The organism is Enterobacter sp. PGRG2 (assembly GCF_030291195.1).
Lineage (GTDB): Bacteria > Pseudomonadota > Gammaproteobacteria > Enterobacterales > Enterobacteriaceae > Enterobacter_D.
This window is the reverse complement of record NZ_CP127837.1, coordinates 1,815,137-1,829,314: the sequence shown is the minus strand read 5'-3', so window position 1 is coordinate 1,829,314 and position 14,178 is coordinate 1,815,137. Positions and strand designations below refer to the sequence as shown.

Below are 14,178 nucleotides of genomic sequence, written 5' to 3'. Positions count from 1 at the left end.
ATATGTAGGCCCGGCAAGCTTGCGCCGCCGGGCAACGGCATCACATTACGCTCTTGTCATCATCAGCTTACGCAGTGCCGCGAAATCCGCCGGCAGGGTATGGGAGAGCAGCGGTAAATCGGCGCGTGCCGCCAGTTCCTGCGGCAGTTCCAGCGGTTCGCCGAGGATCGCTTCCACGCTCTCTTTGAATTTCGCCGGATGCGCCGTGCCGAGGAACAAACCGTATTCCCCCGGATGCAGTTGGTCGCGCAGCGCGCGGTAGGCTATCGCCGCATGCGGCTCAGAAAGGTAGCCCTTCTCTTTCAGCTCGCGCATAGTGGACTTCGTGGTCTCATCGTCCACCGCCGCATAGCCCAGCTCGTTAAGACGCCAGATTTTACGGCGGAACAGCTCTTCCACACGTGGCCAGTTATTTGGCTGGCTTACGTCCATGGCGTTGGACAGCGTTGCCTGGGTCGCTTTCGGCGACCATTCGCCCCCCTGCAAAAAGCGCGGGACGGTGTCATTGGCGTTAGTGGCGGCGATAAAACGCTTCACCGGCAGGCCGAGGGATTTCGCCAGCAGCCCGGCGGTCAGATCGCCAAAGTTACCGCTCGGCACCGAGATCACCAGCTGGTTACGGGCTTCCTGCGGCAACTGGGCGACGGCTTCGAAGTAATAGCAGATCTGCGCCAGCAGACGGCTGATGTTAATAGAGTTGGCGGAGTTAAGCCCCAGCGCCCCTTTCAGTTCTTCATCGTCAAAAGCCAGTTTTACCAGCGCCTGACAGGCATCGAAATCTCCGTCAATGGCGACGGTTTCAATGTTGCCGCCCAGGGTGCAGAACAATTTTTCCTGCAACGGGCTGATTTTGCCCTGCGGGTAGAGGATCACCACGCGCACGTTTTCGAGGCCGTAAAACGCATGGGCCACTGCCGCGCCGGTATCGCCGGAGGTGGCGGTGAGGATGGTCACCGGCTTGTCGCCGGAGATGTGCGTCAGCATCTGCGCCATAAAGCGGCCGCCGAAGTCTTTAAAGGCCAGCGTCGGACCGTGGAACAGCTCCAGACAGCCGATATCCTCTTCTACCTGGCTCACCGGCGCCGGGAAGGCGAAGGCGGCGCGCACGCGGGCTTCGAGGATCTCCTCCGGGATCTCATCGCCAATAAAGGCGGCGAGGATTTTGCTGCTGCGGGTGACGAAATCCATCTCCAGCATGGCGTCGATGTCGGTCAGGCTGAATTCCGGCAGATCGTGCGGGAAAAACAGCCCCTGGTTTTTACCTAACCCCTGCGTGATTGCCTGGGCAAAACTGACCTGCTCGTTGTGATCTTTAAGATTGTAGAGTTTCATTCGTTATCCCAGTACGCGTGCGCCAGCCGTATCCAGCCGACAAATATGGACAAAACCTTCGCTGTTTTGCAGATAATGCTGGCTGAGCCAGTCTGCCACGCGCTGCGCGGTGGCCGGGTTATCGCACACCGCAAACATCGTCGGCCCGGATCCGGAGATCCCGCAGGCCAGCGCCCCCATCTCTGCCGCCGCCTGACGGGCATCGTTAAAGCCAGGCAGGAGTTTGGTGCGATAAGGTTCAGCGATGACATCTTTCATTAATTTCGCCGCCAGCGCAGGCTGCTGCGTATGGCAGGCGTGGATAAATCCCGCCAGATAGCGACCGTGCGCAATACAATCCTGACGGCGGTACTGTGCGGGCAGGATGGCGCGCGCTTCGGCAGTGGAGACTTTAATGCCCGGATAGGCCATCACCCACAGCCACTCTTCAAAGCCTGGCACGTCCTGACTGATGATGCCGTTTTCTTCCAGCATCAGTTGCAGGCCGCCCAGGAAGCAGGGCGCGACGTTATCGTAGTGAATACTGCCGGAAATACGGCCTTCCAGCTCGCCCATCAGCGCCAGCAGGCGGGCGTCGCTGAGCGGTTTGCCGCAGAATTCATTCATCGCCATCAGGCCGGCCACCACTGAGCAGGCGCTGGAGCCGAGGCCGGAGCCAATCGGCATATTTTTTTCCAGCGTCATCGCCACCGGAATGGTTTTGCCGATCTCCTGGCAAAAACGTTCCCAGCACTGATAGACAATATTCTCACGCGGTTCGGCAGGCAGCTTGCTGACGAAGCGCCCTTTGTTGGTCAGCGAGAATTCCCCCGCCGCCTCGACGCTGACGCAGTCGCCCAGCAGCTCGCCGTTGACCGGCGACACCGCGGCGCCCAGAACATCAAACCCCACGCTCACGTTGCCAATGGAGGCCGGGGCATACACTTTCACCATGTTAAACTCCTAACTTCCATGACAGGGTGCGCAGCAGATCGGCGAACACGCCCGCCGCCGTCACATCGTTACCCGCACCGTAACCGCGCAGCACCAGCGGCAGCGGTTGATAATAGTGGCTGTAGAAAGCCAGCGCGTTTTCGCCGTTTTTCACTTTATACAGCGGATCGTTGCCGTCCACTTCGGCGATCTTCACCCGGCACACGCCGTCTTCTTCAATATTGCCCACGTAGCGCAGCACGTTTCCGGCATCCCGCGCTTTCGCAACGCGGGCGGCGAAGGCATCGTCCAGTTCCGGCAGACGGGCCATAAAGCTCTCCACGTCGCCACTGGCGTCGAAGCTTTCCGGCAGCACCGGTTCGATAACGATGTCAGACAGCTCCAGTTCGCGTCCGGTTTCGCGCGCCAGGATGAGCAGCTTGCGCGCCACGTCCATACCCGACAGATCGTCACGCGGATCCGGTTCGGTATAGCCCATTTCACGGGCGACGCGGGTGGCTTCCGACAGCGACACGCCTTCATCGAGCTTACCGAAGATAAAGGACAATGACCCGGAGAGAATGCCGGAGAAACGCTGTAATTCATCACCGGCGTTAAGCAGGTTTTGCAGGTTCTCAATCACCGGCAGACCCGCGCCGACGTTGGTGTCGTAGAGGAATTTACGACGCGATTTGCTGGCGGCGTTGCGCAGCTCGTGGTAGTAGGCCATCGACGAGGTGTTGGCTTTTTTGTTCGGCGTCACCACGTGGAAACCTTCCCGCAGGAAATCCGCGTACTGATCGGCCACTGCCTGGTTAGAGGTACAGTCGACGATCACCGGGTTCAGCAGGTGGTACTCTTTCACCAGGCGGATCAAACGGCCAAGGTTAAACGGCTCTTTCGCTTCCGCAAGCTCAGCCTGCCAGTTTTCCAGATCCAGACCGTGCACGTTGGTGAGCAGCGCTTTTGAATTCGCCACGCCGCAGACGCGCAGATCGATATGCTTGCTTTTCAGCCAGCCCTGCTGACGCTTCAGCTGCTCCAGTAGCGCCCCGCCGACGCCACCGACGCCGACCACAAAGACTTCGATCACCTGATCGGTGTTAAACAGCATCTGGTGCGTGACGCGCACGCCGGTGGTGGCATCGTCATTGCTGACCACCACGGAAATGGAGCGCTCGGAAGAGCCCTGGGCAATGGCGACAATGTTAATGTTCGCCCGTGCCAGCGCGGCAAAGAACTTCGCCGAAATGCCGCGCAGGGTGCGCATGCCGTCGCCAACCACGGAGATGATCGCCAGCCGCTCCATCACCGCCAGGGGTTCGAGCAGGCCTTCTTTCAGCTCCAGATAGAACTCTTCGCCCATGGCGCGCTGGGCGCGGGCGCAGTCTGCCTGAGGTACGCAGAAGCTGATGCTGTATTCGGAAGAGGACTGGGTGATCAGCACCACCGAAATACCGGCGCGGGACATGGTGGCGAACACGCGCGCCGCCATGCCGACCATGCCTTTCATGCCTGGGCCGGAGACGCTGAACATCGCCATATTGTTGAGGTTAGAGATGCCTTTTACCGGCAGTCCGTCTTCATTAGAACTGGCGCCAATCAGCGTGCCGGGGGCCTGCGGATTACCGGTATTTTTAATCAGGCACGGGATCTGGAACTGGGCGATCGGCGTAATGGTGCGCGGGTGTAACACTTTCGCGCCGAAGTATGACAGCTCCATCGCCTCCTGATAGGACATGGATTTCAGCAGGCGGGCGTCCGGCACCTGGCGCGGATCGCAGGTATATACCCCGTCGACATCGGTCCAGATCTCACAGCAGTCGGCGCGCAAACAGGCGGCCAGCACCGCGGCGGAATAGTCGGAGCCGTTGCGCCCCAGCACCACCAGCTCGCCTTTATCATTACCGGCGGTAAAGCCCGCCATCAGCACCATGTGATCCGCGGGAATGCGGCTGGCGGCGATACGGCGCGTGGATTCGGTGATGTCGACGGTGGATTCAAGGTAATGGCCGACCGCGAGCAGTTTTTCCACCGGATCGATAACCGTCACTTTATGACCGCGCGCTTCCAGCAATCCAGCCATAATGGCGATAGAGAGCTTTTCACCCCGACAGATGATCGAGGCATTGATGCTGTCCGGGCACTGACCGAGCAGGCTGATTCCATGCAGTACATGTTTGATCTGGGCGAATTCCTGATCCACCACGCCTTTCAGGCGGGCAAGAGGGAAATCGGGCTGGAGGTCGGAAAGACCCTGAAGAAGTTCGGCAAAAATGCGCTCTGCGTCGCTGATATTAGGTACGGCATCCTGACCGCTGATGGTTTTTTCAATCATCGCCACCAGGTGATTGGTGATTTTAGCCGGGGCAGACAGCACGGTGGCGACCTGCCCCTGCCTGGCATTGCTTTCCAGGATGTCGGCAACACGCAGAAAACGTTCTGCATTTGCCACTGATGTACCGCCGAACTTCAAGACTCGCATGGAATTACCCCTTGATCTTTAGCCGAAAAAAAAGCCCGCACTGTTGAGGTGCGGGCTTTTTCCTGTGTTTCCTGTGCGCGTCAGCCCGCCCCGTTACCTGTGGTAATGGTGGTTGTCGTAATAATGGTGACGGTGCTGATGCGTTTCATGGATGTTGTGTGCTCTGTAATTATTATCTGTCTGTGTTGTATGCCTATATTGGTTAAAGTATCTGCCCTGCCAAGTCAATTTATTTTTAATTTTGCGACTTTTCCACTGGCGGGCCGCTCACGCTGTTTGTGCGCAGATTTTGCTGAAAATTCGCCACAGTGTGGCAAGCAGGCAGTCGATCTGACTGCCATAAAGGAATATCTCAAACTTTTAACCGGCGAGCTTTTTTTCAATATCATGCAGCAAACGATGCAGCATTGCCGTGTCGCGCTGCTCAAAAAGACCAATGCGCTGTTCCAGCCAGTCGACCATTTTGATGTCGTCGTCGACGCCCAGTTTTTCCAGTAATGCCCGCGCGCGTATACGCAGAGCGCGTAACTGGTTCTCGTCACTGATAACGGCGGGCGCGACGGCCGTTTGTTGTATTAAAGTTGTTAACTGATAGCAATAGACCATCACGGCCTGCCCCAGATTGAGCGACGGATAATCGGCCACCATAGGCGCGCCGGTTAACACATCCGCCAGCGTCAGCTCATCATTGGTTAAGCCGGAATCTTCACGGCCAAACACCAGCGCGGCGTGATGGAGCCACTGGCTTTTCTCCTGCATCAGCGGCACCAGTTCGGCAGGCGTGGCGTAGTAATGGAATTTTGACCGGCTGCGGGCGGTGGTCGCGACGGTAAACTGCACATCGTGCAGGGCCGCTTCAAGCGTTGGATAAACCGTAGCATTATCAAGCACATCGCCGGATCCGTGCGCCACTCTCCGCGCCCCTTCCTCCAGATGCGCGCGGCTGTCCACAATGCGCAAATCAGTAAAGCCCATGGTCTTCATGGCGCGTGCCGCCGCACCGACATTTTCCGCGCGGGCGGGTGAAACTAATATGATGGATACCTGCATGTGGGACTCTCTTTTAATACGCCAGGCCTTCTGCAAGACCACTTTCGTCAAGATATTACGCGATGCAAATTTACATTTTTGCAACAGAAATCACTGAAATCAGCGTCCGGTATGCTTAAAAAGAACTACACTGTTGCATAGATTGACTACCTGATTTTATGTTAACAGAAGCAGTGCAGACTCCTGTTTATGCTGGCTAATTATGCCATAAATGCTTATCTCTTTTCGGATTCACAACACTTATTAATTTACTGTTGCAACTGGTTGGTTTATTGATAGATTGTGAAAGCGGCTCATATAAAGCTACGAATATTTCATCAAAGTGTTAACGTGCTACAATTGAACTTGATATATGTCAACGAAGCGTAGTTTTATTGGGTGTCTGGCACCTCTTAGCCTGTTATGTTGCTGTTAAAATGGTTAGGATGACAGCCGTTTTTGACACTGTCGGGTCCAAAGGGAAAGTAACCACGACCAAGCTAATGATGTTGTTGACGTTGATGGTAAGTGCATCAAGAACGCAATTACGTACTTTAGTCATGTTACGCCGTGCATGTTAATTTGCGACATGTATCAGGCAGGTCAGGGACTTTTGTACTTCCTGTTTCGATTTAGTTGGCAATTTAGGTAGCAAACATGCAGACCCCGCAAATTCTTATTGTTGAAGACGAGTTGGTAACACGCAACACGTTGAAGAGCATTTTCGAAGCAGAAGGCTACGATGTCTTTGAAGCGACTGATGGCGCTGAGATGCATCAGATCCTCTCCGAAAATGACATTAATCTGGTGATCATGGACATCAACCTGCCTGGTAAAAACGGGCTGTTGCTGGCACGTGAGCTGCGCGAGCAGGCGAACGTCGCCCTGATGTTCCTGACCGGTCGTGATAACGAAGTGGATAAAATCCTCGGCCTCGAAATCGGCGCTGACGATTACATCACCAAACCGTTTAACCCGCGTGAGCTGACCATCCGTGCACGCAACCTGCTGTCCCGTACGATGAATCTGAGCGCGATTAGCGAAGAGCGTCGCACCGTTGACAGCTACAAGTTCAACGGCTGGGAGCTGGATATCAACAGCCGCTCGCTGATCAGCCCTAACGGTGAGCAGTACAAGCTGCCGCGTAGCGAATTCCGCGCCATGCTGCACTTCTGCGAAAATCCGGGCAAGATCCAGTCCCGCGCCGATCTGCTGAAGAAGATGACCGGCCGCGAACTGAAACCGCATGACCGTACCGTTGACGTGACCATTCGTCGCATTCGTAAGCATTTCGAATCAACGCCGGACACGCCGGAAATTATCGCCACCATCCACGGTGAAGGTTACCGTTTCTGCGGCGATTTAGCGGAATAAGAATAAAAACGGCGCATGATGCGCCGTTTTTCTTTTCTCCATCCGGACCCGTTTCAACGGCATCCGTGCAGCCTGCTATTTACCCCACGGCATAATCGGCACCGCGCTGATGGCGTTTTTCGGCGAGCCTTCCACAACTTTATCCGAGTAGGTCAGATAAGCCAGCGTGTTGCGCTTCGCGTCGTAGAACCGCACCACCTGCAATTTCTTGAACACCAGCGAGGTGCGTTTCTGGAACACCACATCGCCCTGCGCCTTACCGGTTTTCACCTTTTCGCTCAGCTCAATCGGCCCGACCTGCTGGCAGGAAATCGCCGCGTCTGAGGTATCTTCCGCCAGCCCCAGACCGCCTTTGATACCGCCCGTTTTTGCGCGGCTCAGATAACAGGTGACGTTTTTCACATCGGGATCGTCAAAGGCTTCCACTATGATCTTGTGATCCGGGCCAAACATTTTAAATACCGTATCTACAGAGCCAATTTGTTCAGCCTGAACCGACTGTCCGGCAGCGCACAGGAACAGGCACAGCAGCAAACGCTTGTATTTCATATTGTTACCATTGATAAAAATTACGTTGAGTGATTATTGTCCGTTACAGAAGAAAATAGCTATAAATCACTGAATTACGAAAAATCAGAATAAATTCAACCATGAAAAGCATTTATGCGCAAAAAAAACACTGAATGCTAAAAGAACGAAAAATGCTATTATCCGCTACCTTAGTATCAGGCACCCGCTAAATAAGGATGAGGACACAATATGGATCAGGCTGGGATTATTCGCGAACTGCTTGTCTGGCTGGAGGGGCATCTGGATCAATCCCTCGCTCTGGATAATGTGGCGGCGAAAGCAGGCTATTCCAAGTGGCATCTGCAAAGGATGTTCAAGGATGTGACAGGTCATGCGATAGGTGCCTATATTCGCGCACGCCGGTTATCCAAGGCGGCGGTGGCGCTGCGCTTAACAGCACGTCCGATTCTGGACATCGCCCTGCAATACCGTTTCGACTCGCAGCAAACCTTCACCCGCGCATTCAAAAAGCAATTTAACCTGACGCCGGCGCTGTACCGCCGCGCCCCGGACTGGAGCGCCTACGGCATCCGCCCTCCGCTGCGTTTGGGCGAATTCCATATGCCCGAGTATCAGTTTGTTACGCTGCCGACGATGGACCTGGTGGGCACCACCCAGAGCTATACCTGCTCGCTGGAGGAGATCTCCCGCTTCCGTAACGACATGCGCATTCAGTTCTGGCGGGAATTTTTAGGCAACTCGCCGCAGTTACCAGCCGAACTGTACGGCCTGCATGAAACGCGTCCGGGCAGCGAAAAGGATGACGAACAGGAGGTGTTCTACACCACCGCCGTGACGCCGGAAATGGCGAACGGTCACCTGCAAAATGCCCATCCGGTGACGCTGGAAGGGGGTGAATACGTGATGTTCACTTATGAAGGGCCGGGCAATGAGTTGCAGGAATTTATCCTGACCATCTACGGCACCTGTATGCCGATGCTGGATCTCACCCGCCGCAAGGGGCTCGATATAGAGCGCTTCTTCCCGCAGGATGAGGCCCGGAACCAGGAGCGGCCGATTGAACTGCGCTGCGAATACCTGATCCCGGTGCGTCGTTAACGCTGTAGCTCGTCCAGTGCCGGAGCATCCAGATGCGAGACGTCTCCGGCCGTTTCCACCACCCAGCCGGAAGCCAGCCACGCGCTTTCCTGGTAATCGATACGCGAAATAGAGCAGTTGCGCAGACGCAGGCGGCGTTCAGCCCAGGCTGGCAGCCCCAGAATGGTGCTCACCAGACAGCCCAGCGCCATACCATGACTCACCAGCAGCGGACGGCTGCCTTTCGGCAGATCCAGACAGGCCGCCAGCGCCGCGTGCATACGTTCGCTCAGCTCCTGCATGGACTCGCCATCCGGAATGCGCCCTTCTGCGGTGCCGTTAACCATCTGACGACGCCAGCCCTCTTCTTCTTCCGTCAGGGAATCGATATGGCGGCTTTCCAGCACGCCCATATCCAGCTCACGCAGACGGGCGTCAAAAATAATGTCGCAGCCGCAGGCATCGGCGATAATTTCCGCCGTGCGACGCGTGCGCCCTAAATCACTGGCGATGATATGGGTGATGCCGAGCGTTTTCGCCCGTTCGCCCACCTGCCATGCCTGATGCTCACCTTTTGCCGTCAACGGACTGTCTGACTGCCCTTGAATACGACGCTCGGCGTTCCACTGCGTTTCACCGTGGCGAACAAGGTATACCTGTAACATGCGTTTTTTCCATTATACTGCGGGGCAAATTTATAAATCTGAGTAATATTGATTATGTACCATGTTGTCTCAGCTACCAGCAATCCAGCGAAAATTAAGGCTATTCTGCACGCATTTCACGAGATTTTCGGCGAAGGATCCTGCCATATGGAGTCTGTCGCCGTCGAGAGCGGCGTGCCGGAACAACCCTTCGGCAGCGCAGAAACGCGGGCTGGCGCACGTAATCGTGTCGAAAACGCCCGTCGTGAAAGGCCGCAGGCGGATTTCTGGGTGGCGATAGAAGCGGGAATTGACGATGACAGCACCTTCAGCTGGGTGGTGATTGAAAGCCGCGATCAGCGCGGAGAAGCGCGTTCCGCCACCCTGCCGCTGCCTGCCGTCATTCTTGAGCATGTACGCGCCGGGGAAGCGCTTGGCCCGGTGATGTCGCAGTTCACCGGCATTGATGAGATTGGGCGTAAAGAAGGGGCAATTGGCGTGTTCACCGCCGGAAAGCTGACGCGTACCAGCGTCTACCATCAGGCGGTGATCCTGGCGTTAAGTCCGTTTCACAACGACGTTTATCGCTGATCTTTAAGCAGCGCCTTTTCGAGCCATTCACGCAGCTCGGCGGGCGCCGCCTTCAGGCTGTTCGAGCCGCGGGTGATGGTCGCAATGCCGGTCCCCAGCTCATTTTTCAGTTCGCGCTGGCTCATCTCGCCGCGCAACAGTTCTTCAATGATCCGTACCCGCGTTCCCAGGGCTTCGCGCTCGTCCGGCGTCAGCATCAAATTGAGCAACGGAAGATGCAAATCCTGTTCGCAGGATTGTGTAAGCAGCTCAACGAAGCGCAACCATTCCTGGTGACGCTGTTCGGCAACGGCTGCTGAATAAGGAGATTGCTGCGTCATGTCATACCGCCATACTCATCAACGAGTACAGCAGCATAACACAAACCCGGCAGATCAGTAACGACGCCCCCATTCCGTCGCCGTGAGCAGCGTCGGTTTACCGCCCATGAAGTACTGATAATAGGCGTCATAGGCCAGCACGTTTTTCACATACCCACGCGTTTCCGAGAACGGAATGCTCTCGACAAAAGCGATGGCGTCAATGCGTCCACCGCTGTTGCCAAGCCAGGTGCGCACCCGACCGGGACCGGCATTGTAAGCCGCCGAGGCGAAGATACGGTTATTGCCAAACTGCTGATACACGTACTGCAAATAGCTGGTGCCGATGTTGATATTGGTTTCCGGATCCAGCAGCTGGCCCGGCGAGCTGTAGCCCGGAATATTAAACATCTTCACCGTATGCGTCGCGGTGCCCGGCATGATCTGCATCAGCCCGCTGGCGCCGACCGGCGAGCGCACTTTCGGGTTCCAGGCGCTCTCCTGGCGTGAAATGGCCATGGCGTAGCTCTGGGAAATATCTTTGCCGCTGGTATAACGCTCAAAGAGATCTTTATACGCCAGCGGGAAACGCTCCTCCAGCTGATCCCACAGCTTACCGGCGATGGTCGCCTGCACGCTCAGATCCCACCACTGACGTTCAAAGGCATAGCGCGCCAGCTGCGCCTGCTGTTGCGTGGTGCGGCTGGTGACCAGATTGGCCCACTCGCTGCGGGCGGTGTTATCCAGCCCCCAGTACATCAGCTCGCGCACGCGCGCCATCTCCGGACCCTGTACCAGCGTCGGATCGATGTTGCCGGGCGCTTTATCCACTTTCAGCGGATAGTCTTCCCCCAGACGCTGCGCCGCCACCATCGGGTAGAATCCGCGCTGCTGCATCAGGGATCGCAGAATGGTGTTCGCTTCTTCTTCGCGGCCACGCTCCAGCAGCAGATCCGCCTGCCAGTAGCGCCATTCGTCTTTCTCTTTGGCATCCATCGGCAGACGGGCAAGCCAGGTATTCAGCCCACGGCGATCCCCCTGCCCTAAGGCGATACGCACCCGGCGCTCCACCAGCGACGTGGACTGGGTACGCATAATGGCATCGTCACGCCAGCGCGCCTGCTCGTCGGTGACATCGTTGCCCATCAGACGCCAGGCGATAATATCGCGCAGCGCCTGAGTTTGATCTTCATTAAGCTGCTGGGCCTGCACCAGCGACGGCAGCATCAGGCGCGCATTTTCCACATCCTGACGCGCCACGCTGGCGAAGGCTTCTTCCGCCATCTGGCGGGTAAAATCGGTGGCACCAGTGGTGCGGGCGAAGGTCAGCACGCTGTTGGGATCGTTCGCCAGCGTCACAATCGCCGTCGAAATGGTCTGGTACTCCGCGGGCATCTGATTCGCCAGCACCGTCACCAGTTGGGTATTCCCGGCTTTCATCGCCAGGCGAATACGTTCCAGATAGGCCAGCGGATCCTGAGTGCCGGAGGCGCGCCAGGCGCCGAAGAGTTTGTCACAGGCGTTAGGCTGGCTTTTGCCCGTCAGCCAGAGTTCTTTTGCGCCCTGCCAGGCTTCGCTGGCTTGTCCGGTGTTCCATTTGGCGTAGTAATAGTTACATTGCGCTTCGGTGGTGCTCGGCTTTTGCGGGCTGAACGCCAGCAGGCCGCGCCAGTCTTCACGCCGCGCCAGCTCGTTCACAAAACGGTTTTGCAGGCTGCGCGCGGGCGGCAGCGTCGGGTTTGACTGAATAAAATTGCTGACCTTGATCGCCGGCTGGTTCATCAGATCGTCAGTAATCTGGCGGTATTCCAGGTAAGGATAAAGGGGATAATCGGTGAGGGTCGGCATCAGCTGCGCCACCACGTCCATTTGTTTGCTATCCCACGCCTGCTTGATTTGCGCATAACGGTTACGCTGATCGTCCAGCGAATCGGCGCGTGCCGTGTGGCTGAGGGTCAGTAAACAGCTGCCCACCACCAGCATCTGCCAGACGACGTGTTTTGCTTTCTGCACAGGCTTTTCCTCTTATAAATAAAACGCTTCACCGCATCATGCGCGCGAATACTTTATGCTAACCAGGCATCCCCTATCGCGCCACGCCCTGGACACTTTTTTACCTTTTCGGTGTGATTTAACACTCTCGCCCGGGCCTGCTGGGATTGCGCCGTGAAAACCGCTACACTGCGCAGTTAAAGACCATTCACATCCCGATAAAAGAGGCGAAGTCCAACGTGGCTCAATTCGTTTATACCATGCATCGTGTCGGCAAAGTGGTTCCGCCGAAACGTCATATCCTGAAAAATATCTCGCTGAGTTTCTTCCCGGGCGCAAAAATTGGCGTGCTGGGTCTCAACGGTGCCGGTAAGTCCACCCTGCTGCGCATTATGGCCGGCATCGATACCGACATCGAAGGTGAAGCCCGTCCGCAGCCTGGCCTGAAAATTGGTTATCTGCCGCAGGAGCCGAAACTCAATCCTGAACATACCGTGCGCGAGTCCGTTGAAGAAGCGGTCGCCGAAGTGGTTAACGCCCTGAAAGGGCTGGACGAAGTGTACGCGAAGTACGCCGAGCCGGACGCCGACTTCGATAAGCTGGCGGCGCAACAGGGTAAATTTGAAGAAATTATCCAGGCGCATGACGGCCACAACCTGAACGTGCAGCTGGAACGCGCCGCCGATGCGCTGCGTCTGCCGGACTGGGATGCCAAAATCGAAAAACTGTCCGGTGGTGAACGCCGCCGCGTCGCGCTGTGCCGTCTGCTGCTGGAAAAGCCGGACATGCTGCTGCTCGACGAACCGACGAACCACCTGGATGCCGAATCCGTCGCCTGGCTGGAACGCTTCCTGCACGACTTCGAAGGCACCGTGGTGGCGATCACCCACGACCGTTACTTCCTTGATAACGTTGCGGGTTGGATCCTGGAGCTTGACCGCGGTGAAGGTATTCCGTGGGAAGGTAACTACTCCTCCTGGCTGGAGCAGAAAGATCAGCGTCTGGCGCAGGAAGCTTCTCAGGAAGCGGCCCGCCGTAAATCCATTGAGAAAGAGCTGGAGTGGGTGCGTCAGGGCGCGAAAGGCCGTCAGTCGAAAGGCAAGGCGCGTCTGGCCCGCTTTGAAGAGCTTAACAGCACCGAATACCAGAAACGTAACGAAACCAACGAACTCTTTATTCCACCTGGACCGCGTCTGGGCGATAAAGTCGTTGAAGTTACCAACCTCAGCAAATCCTACGGCGATCGTCAGCTGATCGACGGCCTGAGCTTCTCCGTGCCGAAAGGCGCGATCGTCGGCATCATCGGCCCGAACGGCGCGGGTAAATCCACGCTGTTCCGCATGCTGTCCGGTCAGGAGCAGCCAGACGGCGGCACCATCGAGCTGGGTGAAACCGTGAAGCTGGCGTCCGTTGACCAGTTCCGCGACGCGATGGATAACAGCAAAACCGTGTGGGAAGAAGTGTCCGGCGGGCTGGATATCATGCGTATCGGCAACACCGAGATGCCAAGCCGCGCCTACGTTGGCCGCTTTAACTTTAAAGGGATTGATCAGGGTAAACGCGTGGGCGAACTGTCCGGCGGTGAGCGTGGTCGTCTGCACCTGGCGAAGCTGTTGCAGGTTGGCGGCAACATGCTGCTGCTCGATGAACCGACCAACGACCTGGATATCGAAACCCTGCGCGCGCTGGAAAACGCCCTGCTGGAGTTCCCGGGCTGCGCGATGGTGATCTCGCACGACCGCTGGTTCCTTGACCGTATCGCCACCCACATTCTGGATTACCAGGATGAGGGCAAAGTGGAATTCTTCGAAGGTAACTTTACCGAATACGAAGAGTACAAGAAACGCACTCTCGGCGCGGACGCGCTGGAGCCGAAGCGTATCAAGTACAAGCGTATTTCGAAGTAATGCCG

General features: G+C 56.6%; 14 protein-coding genes and 1 other annotated feature. Of the genes, 4 read left to right on the top strand and 10 right to left on the bottom strand.

Going from position 1 to position 14,178, the window contains the following annotated elements:
* Positions 1-45: 45 nt before the first annotated feature.
* The 6 genes from thrC to yjjY all read right to left on the bottom strand — a co-directional run bounded on the left by thrC (position 46) and on the right by yjjY (position 6,320).
* Positions 46-1,332 carry a threonine synthase gene (gene thrC, locus QRD42_RS07915; protein ID WP_321988568.1) on the bottom strand — a complete coding sequence of 429 codons (1,287 nt, stop codon included), beginning with the start codon at positions 1,330-1,332 and terminating at the stop codon, positions 46-48.
* A 3-nt stretch (positions 1,333-1,335) separates the two neighbouring features.
* Positions 1,336-2,265 carry a homoserine kinase gene (gene thrB, locus QRD42_RS07910; protein WP_321988567.1) on the bottom strand — a complete coding sequence of 310 codons (930 nt, stop codon included), beginning with the start codon at positions 2,263-2,265 and terminating at the stop codon, positions 1,336-1,338.
* Between the two features lies 1 nt (position 2,266).
* On the bottom strand, positions 2,267-4,729 hold the full coding sequence (gene thrA, locus QRD42_RS07905) for a bifunctional aspartate kinase/homoserine dehydrogenase I (RefSeq protein ID WP_321988566.1): 2,463 nt from the start codon (positions 4,727-4,729) through the stop codon (positions 2,267-2,269).
* A gap of 24 nt (positions 4,730-4,753) precedes the next feature.
* Positions 4,754-4,871 (bottom strand) — a sequence feature (Thr leader region).
* Positions 4,810-4,878, bottom strand: coding sequence for a thr operon leader peptide (gene thrL / locus QRD42_RS07900; RefSeq protein ID WP_072570818.1), 69 nt, complete (start codon positions 4,876-4,878; stop codon positions 4,810-4,812). It overlaps the preceding feature by 62 nt.
* 211 nt (positions 4,879-5,089) lie before the next feature.
* The gene (locus tag QRD42_RS07895) at positions 5,090-5,779 is read right to left on the bottom strand and encodes a tRNA/rRNA methyltransferase (RefSeq protein ID WP_321988565.1); all 690 of its coding nucleotides are present in this window, start codon (positions 5,777-5,779) and stop codon (positions 5,090-5,092) included.
* A 400-nt stretch (positions 5,780-6,179) separates the two neighbouring features.
* Positions 6,180-6,320, bottom strand: coding sequence for a protein YjjY (gene yjjY, locus QRD42_RS07890; protein WP_088220722.1), 141 nt, complete (start codon positions 6,318-6,320; stop codon positions 6,180-6,182).
* A 95-nt stretch (positions 6,321-6,415) separates the two neighbouring features.
* On the opposite strand from yjjY, the gene arcA reads away from it, so the two are divergent.
* The gene (gene arcA / locus QRD42_RS07885; protein ID WP_072570462.1) at positions 6,416-7,132 is read left to right on the top strand and encodes a two-component system response regulator ArcA; all 717 of its coding nucleotides are present in this window, start codon (positions 6,416-6,418) and stop codon (positions 7,130-7,132) included.
* 75 nt (positions 7,133-7,207) lie between these two features.
* On the opposite strand, the gene creA is transcribed toward arcA, so the two are convergent.
* On the bottom strand, positions 7,208-7,681 hold the full coding sequence (gene creA, locus QRD42_RS07880) for a protein CreA (RefSeq protein ID WP_072570461.1): 474 nt from the start codon (positions 7,679-7,681) through the stop codon (positions 7,208-7,210).
* A 210-nt stretch (positions 7,682-7,891) separates the two neighbouring features.
* Between creA and robA the strand changes: the two genes are divergently transcribed.
* Positions 7,892-8,761 (top strand): MDR efflux pump AcrAB transcriptional activator RobA, encoded by an 870-nt coding sequence (robA, locus tag QRD42_RS07875; RefSeq protein ID WP_072570460.1) that lies wholly within the window; start codon positions 7,892-7,894, stop codon positions 8,759-8,761.
* Here the strand turns inward: robA and gpmB are convergent.
* Positions 8,758-9,405, bottom strand: a complete 648-nt coding sequence (gene gpmB, locus QRD42_RS07870) for a 2,3-diphosphoglycerate-dependent phosphoglycerate mutase GpmB (RefSeq protein ID WP_072570459.1) — start codon at positions 9,403-9,405, stop codon at positions 8,758-8,760. The two genes, robA and gpmB, sit on opposite strands and share 4 nt — an antisense overlap.
* A gap of 54 nt (positions 9,406-9,459) precedes the next feature.
* On the opposite strand from gpmB, the gene yjjX reads away from it, so the two are divergent.
* Complete coding sequence (gene yjjX, locus QRD42_RS07865; RefSeq protein ID WP_072570458.1) at positions 9,460-9,975, top strand: inosine/xanthosine triphosphatase; 516 nt, start codon at positions 9,460-9,462, stop codon at positions 9,973-9,975.
* Here yjjX and trpR read toward each other — a convergent pair.
* Complete coding sequence (gene trpR, locus QRD42_RS07860; RefSeq protein ID WP_072570457.1) at positions 9,966-10,295, bottom strand: trp operon repressor; 330 nt, start codon at positions 10,293-10,295, stop codon at positions 9,966-9,968. The two genes, yjjX and trpR, sit on opposite strands and share 10 nt — an antisense overlap.
* A 54-nt stretch (positions 10,296-10,349) precedes the next feature.
* Complete coding sequence (gene sltY, locus QRD42_RS07855; protein ID WP_321988564.1) at positions 10,350-12,287, bottom strand: murein transglycosylase; 1,938 nt, start codon at positions 12,285-12,287, stop codon at positions 10,350-10,352.
* A 218-nt stretch (positions 12,288-12,505) separates the two neighbouring features.
* Between sltY and ettA the strand changes: the two genes are divergently transcribed.
* Positions 12,506-14,173: an energy-dependent translational throttle protein EttA gene (gene ettA / locus QRD42_RS07850; protein WP_072570455.1), complete on the top strand. Its 1,668-nt coding sequence runs from the start codon at positions 12,506-12,508 to the stop codon at positions 14,171-14,173.
* Positions 14,174-14,178: the final 5 nt, after the last annotated feature.